Origin of the sequence: Microcoleus sp. B6-A1, assembly GCF_036705085.1 — a bacterium.
In the GTDB taxonomy this organism is placed as follows: domain Bacteria; phylum Cyanobacteriota; class Cyanobacteriia; order Cyanobacteriales; family Microcoleaceae; genus Microcoleus.
This window is the reverse complement of the sequence record NZ_JAUBTU010000001.1, coordinates 1-19,359: the sequence shown is the minus strand read 5'-3', so window position 1 is coordinate 19,359 and position 19,359 is coordinate 1. Positions and strand designations below refer to the sequence as shown.

Genomic DNA, 19,359 nt, shown 5'->3' with positions numbered 1-19,359 from the left:
GGTTCCTGGTTTTCAGAAATTTTATTTTAATCTATACTATTCGGAGTATAAAAAATCTTAGTCTTCAGCAATCATCTATGAATAGGGATTATTCGCGGTTTGATTCCCTCACCAGCATCCTAGCAGGAAAAGTAGCGGTAGCAGGAATAGTTGTTTTTGCACAAGCACCAGTTTTCGCAAAAACTCCCCAAGAAATTGCTCAATTAGCTATTTCTGCCACCGTTCAAATTAATGGTCAATATTCAAATGGAGTGAGTAGCGGGACTGGATTTATTCTTGCTAAACAAGGCACGACTTACACTGTACTGACAGCTAACCATGTAGTTGATGATGATAAACCTACTTATATGATTCGCACTAATACGGGAAAAAACCATCAAGTAACCCGTGTTGTTCGTTTGCAAAAAAGTCAGAATGAACCCGATTTAGCAGTCGTAACATTTAACAGTACAGAATCTTATCCAGTTGTTACTTTAGGAGATTCAGAACAAGCGACAGTTGGGGCAGAAATTTTTGTGTTTGGCTATCCAGCTAACGTAGCGCAGCAAAAACAGGGAACTCAGCGCAATTTTGAGTTTGTACCGGGTTATGTTACCAGCCGTCTCCCGAATCATCCGCGCGGTTATACTTTGCGCTACAATGCCGTTACGAAAGGAGGCATGAGTGGAGGGCCTGTATTTGATGGAGAAGGTCGTGTAGTTGGAGTTCACGGAGAAGGCGATCGGGATTATGATGATGTAACGGATAGTCGCGGAAACCCTACAGGTAAAGTTGCCACTAAAACAGGGTTTAATGCTGCAATTCCTATTAACACTTTTATAGCTAAATTGTCGGATGCAGGGTTAAATCGTTCTGCTATTTTGGTGAATACTTCAACCGCCGCTACTGCACCTCTGAAACTGAACAATCCGCAAGATGCTAAGACTTATTACGTTCGCGGTTTAACTCGGTTTGACAAAGGAGATTTGTCAGGGGCTGTTGCCGATTTTAACCAAGCAATTCAAACTCAATCTGATTACGCGGAAGCTTATTTCTATCGAGCCCTCGCTTATTCCGATTTGAGACAAATGCCCAAGAGTATCGCTGATTATAGCAAGGCGATCGCCCTAAATGCCGGTTATGTCGATGCTTACTACAATCGGGGGCTGGTTTTGTCAGCAATGGGAGATAAACCGGGGGCGATCGCAGATTATACTCAAGTCATCCGCTTGGATAGAAACTTTGCAGCGGCTTACAACAACCGAGGATTAGCACTTTCCGACTTGGGCGATCAAAAAGGGGCGATCGACGATTTCAATCAAGCGCTGCAAATTAATCCCGGTCGCGCTAACACTTATTTTAACAGAGGATTAGCGCTGTTTCGCATCAATAACGATCGCTCTGCCTTAGCTGATTACACTCAAGCAATTCAACTCAATCCCAGTTATGCTAAGGCTTTTGCTAATCGAGGCATTACGTTAGTGAGAATGGGAGATAGACAAGGGGCGATCGCAGATTTGCAGCAAGCGGCTCGTTTATTTAAGGCTCAAGGAATGAATGCAGATGCTCAAAAAGCATTAGATTTGATTGGTCAACTGCAAAGGTCAAATTGATTTGATATTGTACACCTGTCGCAATATTCCGGTCCTCCAAAATTAGGAATATTTCGACAGTCCGGCCTTCGCAATAGTCCGAGAGTCCGGCAGGGGTTTAAACCCCTGCCTCAAAGCTGAAGTCCTCTAAAGAGGACTAATATCAAATCCGATTAATTGCACAGAATATTTGTAGGGAAACGGCACTGCCGTGTCCGTATCCGCCGTAGGGAAACTATCGAAATAAATACAGAAAGAGGACACAGCACTGCTGTGTCCCTACCGAATATCTGTATTACGATCCGTTGATCGGCATTTCAGTCCTTTTCAAAGGACTTTCGCTATGAGACGGGGGTTTAAACCCCCGTCGGACTCGACAACAAACACGAGAATTAATATTACTCTTTCCCTAAAACCTCACCGTCACCAAAATCACCCGCCGAGGCTGATCTTCCGCTTCAATAGTATACTCAACACGCCCAAAACCTCTCGGCCCCGGTTCAACTAAATCGTAGCGAGATGTCACCGTACCCGCCGCTGTATCGTATTGAGCAAAAACAGCACCGGGATTCCTCCCAGCAGACGCATCCGCATCCCCTCCCCAAGCTGTTGTATCATCTATTCGCGATCGACTTGGCAATACAGAAGCCGCGATTTCAGGAGGTGTCAATCTTTGGTCAGCTAAGACTTTTTGAGCGTTATGAATAGCGCACATTGTCGGCCCGGAAATTTTGGAATCGCTGTATTGATTTTCCCACATTTGTACAAACCCAAAGCCAACATTAGGGCCGACTTTCTCCTGTCTTTGCCGCCCCCACAGCCGACTTACAGATTTAGTATTATCCTCCTCGCTCTTGCCGAGCTGGGCTAATTCGGTTCTTTTGCTAGTAAAATTGCGATCGACAAATTCTTTATCTGCCCTGCGAATAGCGTTGGCGGCCGCTGGTTTTATTTGACTGCTAACATTAGTATTGCCTTGTAAAATTGGTGTTAGAACGCCGGGGATGGGCTGTGCTCCGCAATATTTTTGAATACCGTTGAAAACGCGATCGGCTGATAAAGCACTAATCGGAAATTCTAGGGAATAAGCCTCGGCAGGTTTGGGGAAAAAGATGCCGGATGTGGCGGAAGCAGTAAAAGAAGCTCCACCCCAGATGACGATACGATTAAATTGACGGCGGCTAATACTCATAATTTATCTACTCCCTGGAGAGCCTGCCCCTGGTATAATATGGAATGAGAAAAAGTAGTAGGGTGTAATACCTTCACTACAATTTGTTGCTCTGGAACAAGTGATATCAATAGCTAGACTTTTACCATTACTAACATCTACCAGCATCGTATTGACCCTTCCCTCCTTTCCTACTTGGGAAGCTACTTGATTTCCATCTACGTAAACGTCTATTTGGGGGGGTGGAATGTTATCGTTATCACTAACTCCATACTCCAATCGGAGAGAGAGGCGACCGCCTGGAAGTTTACAAGTGAAACCGGTTGGTGTCGTATCTAAAATACTTGTATATAATTCTCTACCTATGGAAATATCTTTACTCCTGATGCGACTAGCCCGATAAGTAGGCCATCTGCCAACACAGCTTAGGTCGAATATATGAATTGGCCGCTGGGCCTGGGCAACTTGTGCGCCAACAGTCGCTAAACTAAAAGACAATACCCCAGCCGACAACAAACCGCTGAGCCACCGCACTCGCTTCATAAAAATATCCTGCTAATACCTTAATCAATTAATATAAAGGATGAACTGTGTAGGAAAAGTCCTGACTTTAGATAGATGACAAAATCAAAAATGTCACAACTGTACGAAATGTCAGGTATAATTAATGGCGTACAACTCCAGCTTCTCCCTAATCTATGGATATTGCCGAAGTTTTGACGCTGGCAGATGAGCTAATTTTTGCTAAGACGGGAAAGCATTTAGATTACGTGCAAGAAGCTATCCTGCGGGGAACTTTACAAGACACAACTTACACGCAAATTGCTCAAGAAGTTTACTCAAGTCCAAGTCATGTCAGAAATGTCGGATCGCAACTTTGGAAAATACTTTCTAAGGCATTGAAAAAAAATATTACTAAAAACAATTTTAGGACTGTATTAGAAAAGGCAAGTTTTTATAATTATCAATTGGCTATTGTTGAAAATGTAACAGGCGAGAATATAACTGTTAATCATAACGTTAACATTTGTCATGAAAAAGCCCGATCGCCCAAAACACCCCAAAACCCCCAACCAACAGCAAAACAGCCCCGCATCGACTTAGGCGACGCACCAGAAATATCTACATTTTACGATCGCACATCCGAACTTTCCACCCTCGAAAACTGGATTTCAAGCCGCACCCGTCTCATCAGCATCTTAGGCTTATCCGGTATTGGCAAAACCGCCCTGACACTGCAACTAATCCCACAAATTCAACAGGAATTCGATTGCATCATCTGGCGAAGCCTCCACAACACGCCACCCCTACAAACACTCCAAACCGACTTAATTAAATTCCTATCGCAGCAGCAAGAAACTAACCCCCCCAACCCCCCCTTATCAAGGGGGGGCGAAGAGATCAAGCCTCCGTCTCCGTCTCCCCCCCTTAGCAAGGGGGGGTTGGGGGGGGTAATCAACTATTTGCGATCGCACCGCTGTCTCATCATCCTCGATGACGTACAAACAATTTTCAGCAGGCAACAACTAGCAGGAAACTACAAACAAGGCTATGAAAATTATGGCACTTTCTTCAAACAAATAGCAGAATCATGTCACAACAGTTGCATAGTTTTGATTAGTTGGGAAAAACCCAGAGAAATTGCAGCCTTAGAAACCCACTCGAAAAATTGTCAAACATTGCAACTCAATGGTTTAGGCGAATCCGCGCGAGAAATATTCACAGAAAAAGGTTTACTTGAATCGGAAAACTGGTCAAAATTGATAGACATTTACCGAGGAAATCCCTTGTGGTTAAATACAGTAGCCGCTGCAATTCAAGACTTATTTAGTGGCAATATTTCTGAATTTTTATCCTATGATAGCCTAGTTTTAGGAGACTTAGAATATTTATTGCACCAACATTTTCAGCGCTTGTCAGACTCCGAAAAACAAGTAATGTCCTGGTTGGCAAATCAAATCAAAGCCGTCGAAATCTCCAAAAAGCCAGCCCTCCTGGAATTATCCCCTTCAGAATTCCTCAAAGCCGTCGAATCCTTGAGACGGAGGTTATTAATCGAAAAAGTCCAAAAGGGCGATCGCACCCTCTTCCAACTCCAACCGGCGATCGCAGAATATGTAAAAACTCACATCTTATAGCAGTTTTAGGAACAGGCAAGATGCCTGTTCCACAATATATGAATTTTAGGGCAATAGTTTTAGGAACAGGCAAGATGCCTGTTCCACAACACATGAATTTTAGGGCAACAGTTTTAGGAACAGGCAAGATGCCTGTTCCACAACACATGAATAATTTACTTGTGGGCCGTTGCTCCTAGCCCGCCCTGAAAGGATTATTGAAAAATTAGCAAAACATTAATCCAAAAAGCCCCATTTAGCCCTAAAATAAAAAAGACTGACTAGCCAACAATGCCCTATGTTTGAAGCCCTTGCCGATCGACTCGAATCCACCTGGAAAAAACTGCGCGGACAAAATAAAATCTCCGAGTCCAACATCCAAGACGCGCTCAAAGAAGTCCGCCGCGCCCTCCTGGAAGCCGATGTCAACCTCCAAGTCGTCAAAAACTTCATCGGAGAGGTAGCCGCAAAAGCACAAGGCGCAGAAGTCGTTTCAGGCGTCCGTCCCGACCAACAATTCATTAAAATCGTCCACGACGAACTCGTGCGCGTCATGGGGGAAACCAACGTACCCCTCGCCACCGCCGAATCCGGGCCCACAGTGATCCTGATGGCAGGTTTGCAAGGAACCGGGAAAACCACAGCTACCGCCAAACTAGCACTCCACCTCCGCAAACAAAATCGTACCGCACTGCTAGTCGCAACCGACATATATCGACCAGCCGCGATCGACCAATTGCTCACACTTGGCAAACAAATCGACGTACCCGTATTTGAATTAGGCAAAGACATTGACCCCGTAGAAATTGCCCGCCAAGGCATCGAACACGGCAAACAAATCGGCATTGATACCATCATCGTCGATACAGCAGGCCGCCTGCAAATCGACCAAGACATGATGGCAGAATTGGGCCGCATCAAACAAACAGTACAACCCCACGAAACGCTGTTAGTTGTTGATGCCATGACCGGCCAAGAAGCAGCAAATTTAACCCGTACCTTTCACGAACAAATCGGCATTACCGGCGCAATCTTAACCAAATTAGATGGGGACAGCCGCGGGGGTGCAGCCTTATCCGTGCGGCAAATATCCGGCGCGCCGATTAAATTTGTCGGCGTCGGCGAAAAAGTGGAAGCCTTGCAACCATTTTATCCCGATCGCATGGCATCGAGAATACTCGGCATGGGCGATGTCTTGACCCTCGTAGAAAAAGCGCAAGAAGAATTCGACATCGCCGATGCCGAGAAAATGCAAGAGAAAATGCTCACGGCAAAGTTTGACTTTACCGACTTTCTCAAGCAAACGAGACTGCTCAAAAATATGGGTTCCCTCGGCGGCATCATGAAAATGATTCCGGGGATGAACAAACTTTCAGATGAACAAATGCGGCAGGGAGAAGTGCAGCTAAAACGCACCGAAGCCATGATCAATTCCATGACAGTTGAAGAACGCCGCAACCCCGAACTTTTAGCAAGTTCTCCATCCCGCCGCCGCCGCATTGGCAAAGGCGCCGGCTACGCAGAAAACGACGTAACTAAGCTGGTGAGCGATTTCCAGAAAATGCGTACAATGATGCAGCAAATGAGTCAAGGCAACTTTACAGGAATGGGAGGATTGCCGGGAATGCCCGGAATGCCCGGAATGGGCGGCCCCGGAATGCAGCCCGGTTCCCGTGGCTATATGGGTGCCCAGCAGAAGAAGAAAAAGAAAAAAGATAAGCCTAAAAAAGGTTTCGGACAGTTGTAGAAAGCGTCAAACATATTGCACGATTGTCAAAAATTTGTAGGGGCGGGTTCACCGATCATAATTGCCTAAAACACACAATCTCGTAAACCCGCCCCACCCCGTGCGAAAGTCCTTTAACTTTTTTTTGTTGCCGAGTTCAATCTAAAAAAAACCGGAATTAAATATGGTATAAACAATTACTTAACATTGAGTTCGTATGATGATGAGAGTAGGCTTTTTGCCCTGTCCCACAAGAGTTTCATAAAATTTATCGAGGCAAACTAGATGTCAGGCCAGCTTGCTAGCCCTACTTTTAAGCCTAATAATTCGGTTGCCTTTTCGCTGTCTACAGGCTTAGAAAATAAATATCCTTGCCCCAACTCACACCCCAACTCTCGCAGTTTCTGTAGCTGTGTTGGCGTTTCTATGCCTTCTGCCACAATATCCATACCTCGGCTGCGAGCCAGCGTCACAATTGTCTGGATAATTTCTACGCCGCTGTTGTCTAACCCAATGCGGCTCACAAAAGAGCGGTCAATCTTTAAGGTATCAATGGGAAACTCGTGTAAGCGGCTTAAAGAAGAGTAGCCCGTGCCAAAGTCATCGATACACAACATAAGGCCTAGAGCTTTTAGCTGCTTCAACATCTTTTCTTCCCTGGATACTGTTTCCAAAATGCAGCTTTCAGTAATCTCTAGTTTGAGACGGTAGCTGGGAAAGCCAGTCTGCTGCAAAATCTCCTCAATTCGATTGAGTAGGTTTGCTTGCTTTAGCTGCACGGGGGAAAGATTGACATTAATCGCCAAGGGAGGTGTTTGGGGAAACTGTTGCTGCCAAATATTGATCTGGTGACAAGCTTCCTGCAAAACAAACCACCCCAATTCATTGATCAAACCAGTTTCTTCAGCCACAGGGATAAACTCAGCAGGCGGGTAGATGATGCCAGATGGGTGATGCCATCGCACCAAAGCTTCAAAGCCACTCAGTTGCCCCGTAGAAAGGGAGACAATTGGCTGGTAGTGAACGCAAAATTCTTGTAGCGCGATCGCCCTTCTCAAGTCGTTTTCCAACTGCAACCGCGTCATCGCCACAGTTTGCATCGCTGGATCGAAAACTTCGTAACGCCCTCTACCTTGAGCTTTAGCATAATACATTGCGATATCCGCATCTCTGAGCACGTCTTCTGGGCGATCGTAACCCATTGTGCTAAGGATAATTCCCATGCTGATCTCGGTAAATACTTCATAATCATTCAAATTAAACGGCTGCCTTAATTGATTTTGGATGCGTTCAGCAACCCTGCTTGGTTCATCAATATCTTTAATATCTTCCAGCAATATCACAAATTCATCTCCTCCAAACCGCGCAACTGCATCTGTATGGCGTAAACAAACTTGCAGTTGACGAGCAACGCTTTTTAGTAATTGATCCCCAACCAAATGCCCGAGGCTATCATTCACTACTTTAAAGCGATCGAGGTCAATAAATAATACCGCATATAGATAATCTTCACGTCTGTACGACAAGTCGATCGCCTGTTGCAGCCGATTCATAAACCAAGCGCGGTTAGGCAAACCCGTTAGCGCGTCGTGAAAAGCATAATGTCCTAATTTTTCTTCTCTTTCCAACAACTGAACTTGAGCCTGTTGAAGCTCGTTCACAGCTTGTGTAAGTTCAGCAGTTTGAGAAGCCACCCGTTCCTCTAACTCAAAAGTGAGTTTCTGCAAGGCCGCTTCCGCCTCTTTTCGCGCTTCAATTTCCTGTTTGAGAAGCACATTTTGCTCTTCCAGCGTCTTGGTCAAATTTCGCAGTCTCAGGTGTAGTTGCACGCGGGCTAGGACTTCCTCTTGCTGAAAGGGTTTGGTGATATAATCTACTGCCCCCATTGACAAACCTTTAACCTTATCCACGCGATCCGTAAGAGCTGTCATAAAAATCACAGGGATATCTTTCGTTGCCACCGATGCTTTTAAGCGGTAGCAGGTTTCAAAGCCATCTATCCCCGGCATCATCACATCTAACAATATGATATTTGGCGAAACTTCTTGTAACTTCTCAATAGCACTTTCCCCATCCTTAGCTACTAAAACCTTAAAGCCTGACTCCTTCAAAAAATCGAACAAAAGTTTTAGGTTATTCGGGTTATCGTCAACAATTAAAATTACATTGTCTTTTTGGTTGAGCATTTTATTCCCCCAAATGTTTTTTTACAAAAGCTAGTAGTTCTTTTTCTTCAAAATTTTTGGCAAATTGCAAGATTTTATTAGCAAAGGGTAGATAGTTGCCGTCTATCTGCTTGAGTCTATCGGCTTCCTGCTCAACCACTTCAATATCGCCAATCCGAGCTGCATTAAACAGCGCTACCAGCTCTGTTGATGGCGGTATCACCAGCTCACCACTCTGAACATTTAATAAATTAGTGAAACCTTCCTGCTGTGCGATCTTCAAATCCGCAGGTTGGTCGTAAATCCATTCTATTTGTAAGTAATTTTTTAATACTTCTAGCAATTCTTCTACTTGGATAGGCTTTGACAGGAACTCGTTACAACCTGCTTCTTGGCTATTTTGGCGATCGAATTCAAACACGCTGGCGCTGGATGCTATCAATATTACATCCTTAAAGTCTGATGACTTTCGGAAGCGTCGCGACATTTCAAATCCATCCATTACTGGCATCACTAAGTCTGTGATAATCATATCTGGTTGAAAATCAATGGCTTTATTTAAACCCTCTTGTCCATTACAAGCTTCCATGATTTTAAAACCTAGTGGTTCTAAAAAGCTTCTAATAAAACCTCTATTTTCTAATCGGTCGTCTACTAACAAAATTTTATTTTTATTGCCTTTAAAACCTGTTAAATTAATTGAAGTATTTGGCGAAGGTTGAGTAATAAATTCAGATGAGGGATTCAACTCTAAATCAAAAGAAAAAATGCTGCCTTGACCGAGTATACTTTCGACTTTTATTTCGCCTCCCATCAGTTGAACAATTTTCTGTGCGATCGCTAATCCCAACCCAGTGCCTTCTGCCTTCTGCTGGCTATTTCCGACTTGTTCAAACGGTAAAAATATTTTTTCTAACTGTTCTGGTGCCATTCCAATCCCCGTATCTTGGATATGGAAACGAATTTTAGTAAGTTGTGATTGGTCAGAGTCTTCCCCCGTACCTATTACGCCTACCTTAAAAATAACACCTCCTTTTTCTGTAAATTTAATAGCATTGCCCAAAAGGTTAATCAAAACTTGGCGCAGTCGTTTTTCATCAGCATATACAGCGTTAGGAAGTTGATTTAATACTTGATAACTAAAGGTAATTTCTTTTTGTTCAGCTCGGATGCGACACATTTCCACAACCCCGATCAAAAAGGAAGAAAAATTAAAACTTGAGCTGTCAAGTTCCATTTTACTGGCTTCAATTTTAGAAATGTCTAAAATATCGTTAATCAGCGTGAGTAAGTGCGAACCACACTGGTGAATAATGTGGATAGCATCTTTTTGTTTAGGAGTGGTAGTTTTATCGCGTTCCATAATTTGAGAGTATCCTAGAATTCCGTTCAAGGGTGTGCGGAGTTCATGGCTCATGTTGGCGAGGAATTCGCTCTTGGCATGGTTAGCAGTATCAGCGGCAATTTTTGCCTCTTTTAGCTCACTTGTTCGTTCTTCTACTCGATTTTCTAGCTCTGAGTTGGTCTTTTCTAAAGCAGCAAAAGACTCGCGCAATTGCTGTGCCATTTGGTTAAAAGATTGAGCGAGAACTCCCAGTTCATTTATCCCATTTACGTCTACTTTTTGGTTTAATTGACCACTAGCGATCGCTCTACTCGCTTTACTCAAAAGAAAAATAGGATGGGTAATCCAGCGGGAGGCGAGGATTCCTAACAACGTCGCTAGCACTAACGCTAAAACGCAGAGTAGGATAGTGCTACGGGTATTGGCATTGATTTCCTCCATAAAGTCGGCTTCTGGAACGACTACAACAATCAGCCAATTAAGGCCTCGACCATCTTGGAATGGGGATACTTGCACGAATTCCCGCTGACCATCTAGCATGAAGTCTAGTTGCTGGTTGCTGTCAATTTCGGTCAAGTTACCAAAGCGTTCTATTAAATGTTGCGCTGTACCCTTGATCAAAGGTACTCTGCTTTCAATCGCTTTTAATCTTTGCGTTTTTTGGCGATTTTTGCTGTTGATAAATGGCTTCTCGGCGGTGGAAGAAGCCACTAGCAAGCCAGAGCGTTCGATGATGAAAGTCTTGCCCGATTTACCAATTTTTAAAGTTTGGAGAAAGTCGCCGATTTTTGAGAGAAACAGATCGGTACTTACAACTCCTCTAAAAATGCCATTTTTATCGTAAACAGGCTGACTAGCGGAGATTCCTAGGCTAGGTTGAATAAAATATTGATAAATTTTATTCCACTGGGGTTTGCCGGCAACTTTTGCAGCTTGATACCAGGGTCGAATGCGGGGATCGTAGTCTGGGTGGGTCTCCTTAAACTGAGTCGGGTTGCCCTCTCTATCTACCTTGACGATCGTATTGAGAAAATTAGTAGATCGATCGGTTATTTCAATAACCACACTGCCATCATCCTTATATCCAGCACCCGCGTATTCTTTTTTTTCCCCTCCAAAACTGATGTAACTAACAGTGGAAAATTGCTTGAGCTGCCAGTAGAAGTAGCTTCTCATAGAACCCATATTGTCTGGATTCCACAACCCAAAGCGGCCAATGGCATCGACGCTGATGGCATTGATCAAATGGGGCGTTTCCAAGTAAGTGTTTAATTGTTGATTGATGCGGGCGACTACCTCCGTTCGTAATTGGCTAGTAACATTGTTGACGGCAGTTTTGCCGTTGCGTAGCGAGAGCCAACCTGTCAGCCCCACAGCAGCGAAGATTTGCAGGACGAATGGTACGACTAAGACGAGGCGCAGCGGGATTTTTTGAGGGCTTTTTGCAAGTTCATTCTCACTTGCGATTAGTGTCATGGCGGAGTCATTTTAGTATTTGGATTATTTCAATAACAACAGTCGCTCACCCTTGGTCATTTAAAGTCAGCTCTAGGGAAATTATTGATTCCGTCTCTCTTGAACGCCAATTGGTTTAATGATATCTTATTGTTGAATAACCGGGCCCAAATGAGCGGCTAATACTGATACAGTTTGCAAATTCATGAAAAAAAACAGATCCCCCATTTGAGACGAAATCTCCATAAATGTCAAATGCTATATTTTGCTTGGGGTTGCAGTGTAAGCCTACCTGCAGATTTCACGGATATTGAGTACACCTTCATTGACTTGTAGGTCTTGACCTCAATAATAAGTGATCTAAGCATACAATTATAGTCAGGACTTACGAACTATAGGGTCTGAAACCCAGCTTCCCCGTGCTGCCCTAAAAAAGGGGGAACTTGAAAGCCCTCTTGGAAAAAGGGTTTGGGGGTTCTATGCGTAACTCTTAAGCTTACGCCAGCTAAATTGCGCTTTTTTTTCAAGGGGCTCTCTGGCCCGTCCCACAAGGATTCTCAAATAGAGGAAATGGCAACCTAGATGCACAATAACTTAATAGTCGATCGTGCATAGTGCCTAAAGCAACCCTAAACTCAACACTTTGACGGGGAGACAAGCAGGTTAAAAGCAAAGCTGCGTCAGGGTTTTGAGTTAATTGACCAAGCGAAAATATCTTCCCAGGCGTGAGTCAATAAAAGAGAGTGGCGAGATCCCTTGAATCAGTTTCAAGGCTAGCTTGGACAATCTTATGAGTCAATAAGCCTGTCAATAATCCCCTATCTTTTTTGAGGTTCAGGGGCTTTAATGCTTTTACAATCAAGGTTTCACAGGCGTTGTCACCCCGCGAAGTATTTTTACTTACTACTGTCTCGGACGATCGACTTCGCTCCGCTATTGCAGTGTATGCTGCCCGTTGGGATGTGTTGTATTCAGGAACTTTAGTCCTTAGTAACTAAAAGGTTTAAGAAAAGGCAGAAATCATTATTACAAAATTAATTTCACAATCAAATTCTATTGAATAGCTTGCCTGAATTCCCGCATTGCCTGAAGGTGATTTTCAATATTAATACACCGCGCCAATAATACAATATCTAAGTCTGGCAGAACTTGAGAGCGATCGACCTCTGTATATCCATCAGCCCCCAACGAATACATACGAAGTGCGCCATTTTCCCAAAACCAAACTTCAGGAATTTCCAGGCGTGTGTAAGCTTCCAACTTGTTAATACCGCCGCTAGTCACCACCACTTCCACCGCCAAATCAGGAAATTCTCGGTTAGCTCCCAATTTATAGGATTTATCAGCTTCTCGCTTCACCAGCCCCGATGGACTTTCCAGCGTCATCGAACCAGTAGGCTGATAATCAATTCCCATTTGAAGCAGATAAATATCTAGTAAAGAACCAATTCGTTCTTTAATCGTTTCATGTTTTTCTCCAGGCATACGTCTAATCTCCAACACCCCATCTAAAAACGATAATCTCACCCCTGGGCGTGAGAGCAACTGTTCAACCACTTTAAACTCTCTCCAACTCAGCTCGTCAATTAAGATAGGTTCATCAAGCCCTTCTAACTTTTCTAAAGTTGTCGTCATCCCAACCCCTCCTTACTCAATCCAATCTTAATTATATCTGCGTTCATCTGCGTTAATCTGCCGACATCTGCGATCGCAATCCCATCTACTGTCCCAAAGTTCCCTTGTACTCATCCGGTACAAATTCCGTAACTACTTGACCGCCGCCACCGTCGCCTTTGACAATCACAGTTTGATTTTTCAACTCTCCCGCCGCCCTCGGCCCTGTCAAATTAAACACCGGATTTAGCTGCCGGTATACCACATTTCCTTCCGCATCGAACGTCTGGTTAGTTAAATACCACGTTACGCGATCGGTATTTAATTGAGCTTGACGTTTTTCCCCAATTCCTACCACATTTCCCGTCAAATAAAAAACTTTTTTCTCTAAATCTCCCCGCCCCGTATCGCCAGTCATCGTCACCTTTTCCATGCGGTGAAAAACCTTCACAGGCCCGGGCGATATCACCGATTGCGCCGGAAAATTCCAACTCATCAAACTGCTTTCTATTTGCAGCGGCGGGTCTGATGGCATCAACTGAGCGTTTTTTGTCAGCGTCGCAATCTTGGTTTTTAAGTCTACATCTACTTGGTCGGCAAAACCGCTGTCTGTGACTATTTTATCTTTGTATCTGTCAATTTGAGTCGGTTTGGCGCTGTTTACCTTTTGTTGATCCACAAACCACACTAAGTGCTCGGTTCGCAATTGCAAAACCGGATCTTTAACATTCGCCACCACAGAACCGAATAACTCCATTCTCTTAGCCCTGCTGAAAACCCGCGCTTCCTTCGCTGAAGCCGTCACCTGTTTGTTCTCTCCAGTCAAATTATTGCGGACAACTAAAACATCTTCCTTCGGCCGCCACTCCAACTCATTTCCCCGCAATACCACTCCATTTTTCAGGTCTTTAGCGACTATGTTACCTTTGAGAAAAACCTGATTTCCTTCCTGAAATACCTGCCCGGTTTCTCCCTGAATGTCGTAAATTTCTTTGCCGTCCTGAAACAATTTGCCCACTGGTTTCTGAACGTTAACTATCTTTTTGTCTTTGCTGTAAACGGCATTTTGCGAGTTTACTTTCCAGAACGTCTCGCCCTTTTCGTTTGCTTGTTCTAGGGTTACTTTGTTCAAAGTTAAAGTGCTGTTTGACTGTTGAGCGGTTTTGAGATCCTCCGCTAATTTGTTCTTTTGAGTTTCTTGCGGAACCGCACAAGCATCAATCCCCAAAATCAGTGCTGGTAAAAATAGTAGCACTATTTTTGAGGATTTCATATTGGGAATTTGGGATTTTAGATGAATCATTGGTTATTGGGAATTGGGAATTGGTAATTGGTAATTAATAATTGGCTCTTGAAAAACACTTAATCAAAAATTAAAAATGTGTCATGTTTGGTCTAAATTTTTAACTTTTAATTCTCAAGGATTCAACCCATTAACCATCACCCATTACCCGTTACCCATTACCCATTACCAAATCCCTATCTGTCGTCGTGTTCCTCCATCAAGCTCAGACCCGACAAAGGGCGGTAAGCATAATTAGGGCGCGATGTTTTTTGGATGTCGTCCTTAATCATTTCCAAATCGATATAGCGATCGGCTACATTAATCAAACTGTCGCTCGTCATCGATCGCAAACTCACCACCTCAACCCGCACACCGCGATAGCTCACAGCATCCACAGCATAAGCCAAATCGCCGTCACCGCTGACCAGAACCGCCGTGTCGTAAGACCCCACTAAAGCCATCATATCCACAGCGATTTCTACATCCAAATTCGCCTTTTTAGAACCATCTGGCAACTGTACCAAATCCTTAGAAATCACCCGGTAGCCGTTGCGGCGCATCCACAGCAAAAACCCCTGCTGTTTCTCGTTAGTGCGATCGACACCCGTGTAGAAGAAAGAGCGCAGCAGCCGCGATCCCGCAGTTAAACGGCACAGCAGCTTAGTATAATCAATCTCAATTCCTAACTGCAAAGCCGCGTAAAAAAGGTTAGAACCGTCAATAAAAATTGCCACTCTACCACGATTTTCTAGTACCTGTTCCGGCGTAAAAAGGTCGTTGCTTTCTATTCTATTCAACATGATTGTTATGCCTCGATTTTTATGAAAGATTGGTAAGGAAATAACTGCTAATTCGTAGTCTGTCATAACACCCAGAGCGCTGGCTGCCAACTATGAAGGTACTGTTTACAGCAGTTCGAGCCGCTTAAAAACAGGTTGGGGTTCCCCCAGAGTTTGGTTTGCCGGCAAAGCGCCCCAGGCAGCATGAGCTGCAAAATTCGCTAAACTGTTAACTGTAACTCGATCGTTAAAGTCAATTGAAAAACCTAGCTGTTGATAGATAGCGTTGCTGATATTGGGAATAATCGGCGACAAAAGGTAAGATGCTAGTCTAACAGATTCCAGAACAGAATATAGCACCTGTTCGACACTTTCGATCTGTCCCTGCTTGTACAAACTCCAAGGTGCTTGCACGTCAATAAACTTGTTCCCGGCTCGCACTAATGCAAGCACGGCTTCGCAAGCCTTGCTAAAAGCCAACTCTTCGTAAAAACCCGCTACTCGATCGCCCAAATCCAGGCTCATAGCCTTGAGAAGGTTGTCGCCCTCAATGTTTTCTCCCAACACATTTGGTACGCAGGCACCGCAATATTTGCGAGCCATGTTTAACGTGCGGTTAAGCAAATTTCCCAAATCATTTGCTAGCTCAGCATTCAATATATTGATAAACCGAGTTTCGTTAAAATCGCCGTCCTCTCCGAACTCAATTTCTTTGAGGAAATAGTAACGTACTGCATCAGCACCGTATTTGTTGACCAATTCGACAGGGTTTAAAGTATTACCCTCCGTTTTCCCCATTTTTTTGCCGTCTTTGGTCAAAAACCCGTGTGCGAAGACGCGACCCGGCACCTGCAGATTCGCTGACATCAGCATTGCCGGCCAGTAAACTGCGTGGAAGCGAAGAATATCTTTGCCGATCAAGTGCAAGTCAACCGGCCACCATTTAGATAAAGCATTCTCCAAAATCGGGTCGCTGTCCGGATCTAGCAAGGCGGTGACGTATCCCAGCAAAGCGTCAAACCAGACGTAGATGCTGTGACTGGGGTCAACTGGCATTGGCAGACCCCATGCGAGATTCACTCTAGAAATGGAAAAGTCTTGCAGTCCAGAGTTGACGAAACTGAGCACTTCGTTGCGGCGGCTTTCCGGCGCGATGAAGTCTGGACGTTCTGCGTACAATGCCAGCAGTTGGTCTTGATACCGCGACAGACGGAAAAAGTAATTTTCCTCGTCGCGCCACTCAACTTCCTTGCTGGTGTGGACAGAACACCGATTTCCCGGCAACAATTCCCGTTCATCCTTAAATTCTTCACACGAGACGCAGTACCAGCCTTGTTGCTGGTTCAAGTAGATGTCGCCGGAGTTCCAGACGCGCTGGAAAAATTCTTTGACAATGTACTCGTGGCGCCGCGAAGTTGTGCGGATGAAGCGATCGTACTGGATAGAGAGTTGCTCCCACAGCGCCTCAAACGCCGGAACCACTGAATCGCAGTGAGCTTGGGGCGATCGTCCCAAACTCTCGGCTGTCCGCTGAATTTTCTGCCCGTGTTCGTCCGTCCCCGTAACCAGCAAAACAGATTTGCCCCGCAGCCGCTCAAATCGGGCTAGGGCATCCGCAGCCATAGTCGTATAAGCGCTGCCAACGTGAGGTAAATCGTTTACATAATACAGAGGCGTTGTGATCGCAAAGGTATTCTTAGTTTTATCAGTCGATTTCATTGAATGCTAAAAGAAAATTCCCTAAATTTCGTTTCGATCTTAACTCAGCGGTTAAATTTTTTATGGAGTGGCAATCAAGCCAAATTCACTGCAAGTTATTTGCAATTGTCTAACCCGGGCTATTCCCAAAAGAAATATTGCTTTCCTATCCACACTAATCTTTTTTAGTTGTTTTTGACGAACTCTCTAAAATGTCTTAATATTTTGACCTTCTGCTGCCTTGGGAATCGACGCTCCTGGGGTACGCGGCTCATCTATTCATTGGTCGTAGCCGCTATCCCTAGAGCGGGTTTAGCAGCTCACCCGGTTGGCAACAAAACTCGTCAGTTGGGCTGCTAAACCCGCCGTTCGACTAACGCTCCGCGATTACTTTCTGTGAATGCCCGATCGCTCACCATCGCCATCTCTTTCTCGCGATCGCTGGAAAGTCGATCGCCCGCCACTCCTGCCACTTTCCGAGCCGCTCATGGACACAGAAACCGGGTTGTTTACGAAACTCTCTTGTCAACCGCGAAGCTTTAGTTTCTTGCCCCAAAAAGAGTATCAAACCCATATTCCGCACCCTCAACTGTCACTATCGGTTTTTACTTATTTTGATTTAGCAATAAAACTTTAAATCATACTATAATACCGTAGATTAACGGATAAAAAGCTTTTTAAAAGCATAATTTGTTACTTAGAAGATATAGTTTTCTGCGTAATTATGCTGTATGACACCCCAGGGTGTGGAATGTGGGATAAAAGCCTAGTTTTTTTGTCACCAAACCCGGTTTTTAAAGGTTGCGAGTACATCCACAGACAATAAAACCCCAAGCCAGTTAAGCTTGGGGCTATCAAATTAGGGTGCATCTAACAACGGATTATCCGATCGCCCTCGATCGCCATCAGGAAAACTCACTCGATTTCCGCCAATAGCTTCTGACAAATAATCCGCCGCAGCTTCCACCACCGCGATCGCATTTTCGTAAACCATCCGCGTCGGCCCCAAAACCCCAACACTACCCACCGGCACCGATCCCCGGCGGTAAGTCGAAGAAATCAGAGTACAACCGCGAATTGGTTCCAAGGAATTTTCCGAACCAATACGCACCGTTACCCGCTTGCCGGGGGTGTCTAACTCAGGCGATTCAAAAATCAAAGGCCAAAGCAGTTCCTGCTCTTGTTCGAGCAATTGCACCAGGGTTTGAACTTGCTGCAACTGCGAAAACTCAGGCAAGCGCAGCGCTTCTGCTAAACCGCCGATCAGAATCCGCGTGTAGGTTGGATTGCTTTGGCGGCTGCTCAAAGCAGTCAGCATGGTTCCCATCCACTCAGCGTACAGCTCAAAGTCCCGGTCTAACTCGCTCCAGTCTACAGCCGAGATTTCCGAGAGCGATCGTCCCCGCAACTTGCTGTTCAAAAAATTCGACAAAATCTGCAACTGGCGATCGACGATTTCGACATCAGGCGTGTTACCTTCTGCGTCCCTCGGCAACTGCACCAACACCGACTGAGTTTCGTAGGCATCCGTCACCACGATCAGCATCACCTTTCCCGGCTCTAGCTGCACCAGTTGCAAGTGACGCAAGCAAGCCATATTGGTTTGCGGTATGGTGATCATGGCAATGTAACCGCTGATTGTTGCCAGGATTTGAGCAGCGCCACGGAGTGCCGCGTCCATGCGACCGTCCGACCAATTGAGTTGGTCTAGTACCTGTTCCACCTTGCGGGCCAGCGTATCAGACGGCTGAATCAACTGATCTACATAAATTCGGTAGCCGGAGTCAGAGGGGACTCGTCCTGCCGAAGTGTGGGGCTGATAAAGCAGTCCAGCTTTTTCAAGAGTCCCCATCGCATTGCGAATTGTAGCTGGGCTGACGCTGAGGTTGAATTCGTCAGCCAAAGCTTTTGAGCCAACGGGTTCCGCTGTAGCTATGTAGTGGCGAACCGTTGCCCAAAGGATGTATTGTTGCCGATCGGTGAGGTTAACGCGCACAGATATTTAATCAGAATTAGAATTTAGAGTTGAAAGCCACTATTTAATCAAAACGTCTGTCCCAAGAGGGCGATCGGGCAGACTTATCTATTTAACATAACAGATTTTAGATTAAGGAAGAAGTCAGTTGTTATTGGTTATTGGTTATTGGTTATTGGTTATTGGTTATTTGTTATTTGTTATTTGTTATTGGTTATTTGTAAGTTTTAATGCCCCATGCCCGATGCCCCATGCCCCATGCCCGATGCCCCATGCCCGATGCCCCATGCCCCACGCCCCATGCCCCATGACCCATGCCCCATGACCCATGCCCCATGCCCCATGCCCCATGCCCCATGCCCCATGCCCCATGCCCTCTAATCATCAGAAAATTGGGTAGAAACCTCGTCCTTTTAGGACGGCTTTATATTACAATATAATTGGTCAACGACCCACCC

The 19,359-nt window shown here is 44.9% G+C and carries 12 protein-coding genes; 3 read left to right on the top strand and 9 right to left on the bottom strand.

The window, feature by feature from the left end:
- Window positions 1–77 precede the first annotated feature (77 nt).
- Window positions 78–1,592 (top strand): tetratricopeptide repeat-containing serine protease family protein, encoded by a 1,515-nt coding sequence (locus QUB11_RS00060; RefSeq protein WP_333205740.1) that lies wholly within the window; start codon window positions 78–80, stop codon window positions 1,590–1,592.
- Window positions 1,593–1,980: 388 nt separating this feature from the next.
- Here the strand turns inward: QUB11_RS00060 and QUB11_RS00055 are convergent, their stop codons facing one another.
- Window positions 1,981–2,763: a Tat pathway signal protein gene (locus tag QUB11_RS00055; RefSeq protein WP_333205739.1), complete on the bottom strand. Its 783-nt coding sequence runs from the start codon at window positions 2,761–2,763 to the stop codon at window positions 1,981–1,983.
- 3 nt (window positions 2,764–2,766) lie between these two features.
- Window positions 2,767–3,285, bottom strand: coding sequence for a hypothetical protein (locus tag QUB11_RS00050; RefSeq protein WP_333205738.1), 519 nt, complete (start codon window positions 3,283–3,285; stop codon window positions 2,767–2,769).
- Window positions 3,286–3,440: 155 nt separating this feature from the next.
- On the opposite strand from QUB11_RS00050, the gene QUB11_RS00045 reads away from it, so the two are divergent.
- Window positions 3,441–4,880: an ATP-binding protein gene (locus QUB11_RS00045; RefSeq protein WP_333205737.1), complete on the top strand. Its 1,440-nt coding sequence runs from the start codon at window positions 3,441–3,443 to the stop codon at window positions 4,878–4,880.
- Between the two features lie 277 nt (window positions 4,881–5,157).
- A complete protein-coding gene (gene ffh / locus QUB11_RS00040) occupies window positions 5,158–6,606 on the top strand; it encodes a signal recognition particle protein (protein WP_333035131.1) in 1,449 nt (482 codons plus the stop codon).
- A 260-nt stretch (window positions 6,607–6,866) separates the two neighbouring features.
- Here ffh and QUB11_RS00035 read toward each other — a convergent pair whose 3' ends face one another.
- The 7 genes from QUB11_RS00035 to hrcA form a co-directional block, all read right to left on the bottom strand.
- Complete coding sequence (locus tag QUB11_RS00035; protein ID WP_333205735.1) at window positions 6,867–8,771, bottom strand: EAL domain-containing protein; 1,905 nt, start codon at window positions 8,769–8,771, stop codon at window positions 6,867–6,869.
- A gap of 1 nt (window position 8,772) precedes the next feature.
- Window positions 8,773–11,571 (bottom strand): ATP-binding protein, encoded by a 2,799-nt coding sequence (locus QUB11_RS00030; protein WP_333205734.1) that lies wholly within the window; start codon window positions 11,569–11,571, stop codon window positions 8,773–8,775.
- A 1,032-nt stretch (window positions 11,572–12,603) separates the two neighbouring features.
- On the bottom strand, window positions 12,604–13,185 hold the full coding sequence (locus tag QUB11_RS00025) for a Uma2 family endonuclease (protein ID WP_333205733.1): 582 nt from the start codon (window positions 13,183–13,185) through the stop codon (window positions 12,604–12,606).
- Between the two features lie 85 nt (window positions 13,186–13,270).
- On the bottom strand, window positions 13,271–14,437 hold the full coding sequence (gene lptC / locus QUB11_RS00020; protein ID WP_333257214.1) for an LPS export ABC transporter periplasmic protein LptC: 1,167 nt from the start codon (window positions 14,435–14,437) through the stop codon (window positions 13,271–13,273).
- Window positions 14,438–14,643: 206 nt separating this feature from the next.
- Window positions 14,644–15,249, bottom strand: a complete 606-nt coding sequence (locus QUB11_RS00015) for a LabA-like NYN domain-containing protein (protein ID WP_006631885.1) — start codon at window positions 15,247–15,249, stop codon at window positions 14,644–14,646.
- Between the two features lie 105 nt (window positions 15,250–15,354).
- Window positions 15,355–16,947: a methionine--tRNA ligase gene (gene metG / locus QUB11_RS00010; RefSeq protein WP_333205731.1), complete on the bottom strand. Its 1,593-nt coding sequence runs from the start codon at window positions 16,945–16,947 to the stop codon at window positions 15,355–15,357.
- Window positions 16,948–17,785: 838 nt separating this feature from the next.
- Window positions 17,786–18,928 (bottom strand): heat-inducible transcriptional repressor HrcA, encoded by a 1,143-nt coding sequence (gene hrcA, locus QUB11_RS00005; RefSeq protein WP_445300785.1) that lies wholly within the window; start codon window positions 18,926–18,928, stop codon window positions 17,786–17,788.
- Between the last annotated feature and the right edge of the window lie 431 nt (window positions 18,929–19,359).

What these genes read in the sequence shown, in the direction of transcription:
- QUB11_RS00060 (WP_333205740.1), top strand. Translation starts at nt 78, where the DNA reads ATGAATAGGGATTATTCGCGGTTTGATTCCCTCACCAGCATCCTAGCA.
- QUB11_RS00055 (WP_333205739.1), bottom strand. Translation starts at nt 2,763, where the DNA reads ATGAGTATTAGCCGCCGTCAATTTAATCGTATCGTCATCTGGGGTGGA.
- QUB11_RS00050 (WP_333205738.1), bottom strand. Translation starts at nt 3,285, where the DNA reads ATGAAGCGAGTGCGGTGGCTCAGCGGTTTGTTGTCGGCTGGGGTATTG.
- QUB11_RS00045 (WP_333205737.1), top strand. Translation starts at nt 3,441, where the DNA reads ATGGATATTGCCGAAGTTTTGACGCTGGCAGATGAGCTAATTTTTGCT.
- ffh (WP_333035131.1), top strand. Translation starts at nt 5,158, where the DNA reads ATGTTTGAAGCCCTTGCCGATCGACTCGAATCCACCTGGAAAAAACTG.
- QUB11_RS00035 (WP_333205735.1), bottom strand. Translation starts at nt 8,771, where the DNA reads ATGCTCAACCAAAAAGACAATGTAATTTTAATTGTTGACGATAACCCG.
- QUB11_RS00030 (WP_333205734.1), bottom strand. Translation starts at nt 11,571, where the DNA reads ATGACACTAATCGCAAGTGAGAATGAACTTGCAAAAAGCCCTCAAAAA.
- QUB11_RS00025 (WP_333205733.1), bottom strand. Translation starts at nt 13,185, where the DNA reads ATGACGACAACTTTAGAAAAGTTAGAAGGGCTTGATGAACCTATCTTA.
- lptC (WP_333257214.1), bottom strand. Translation starts at nt 14,437, where the DNA reads ATGAAATCCTCAAAAATAGTGCTACTATTTTTACCAGCACTGATTTTG.
- QUB11_RS00015 (WP_006631885.1), bottom strand. Translation starts at nt 15,249, where the DNA reads ATGTTGAATAGAATAGAAAGCAACGACCTTTTTACGCCGGAACAGGTA.
- metG (WP_333205731.1), bottom strand. Translation starts at nt 16,947, where the DNA reads ATGAAATCGACTGATAAAACTAAGAATACCTTTGCGATCACAACGCCT.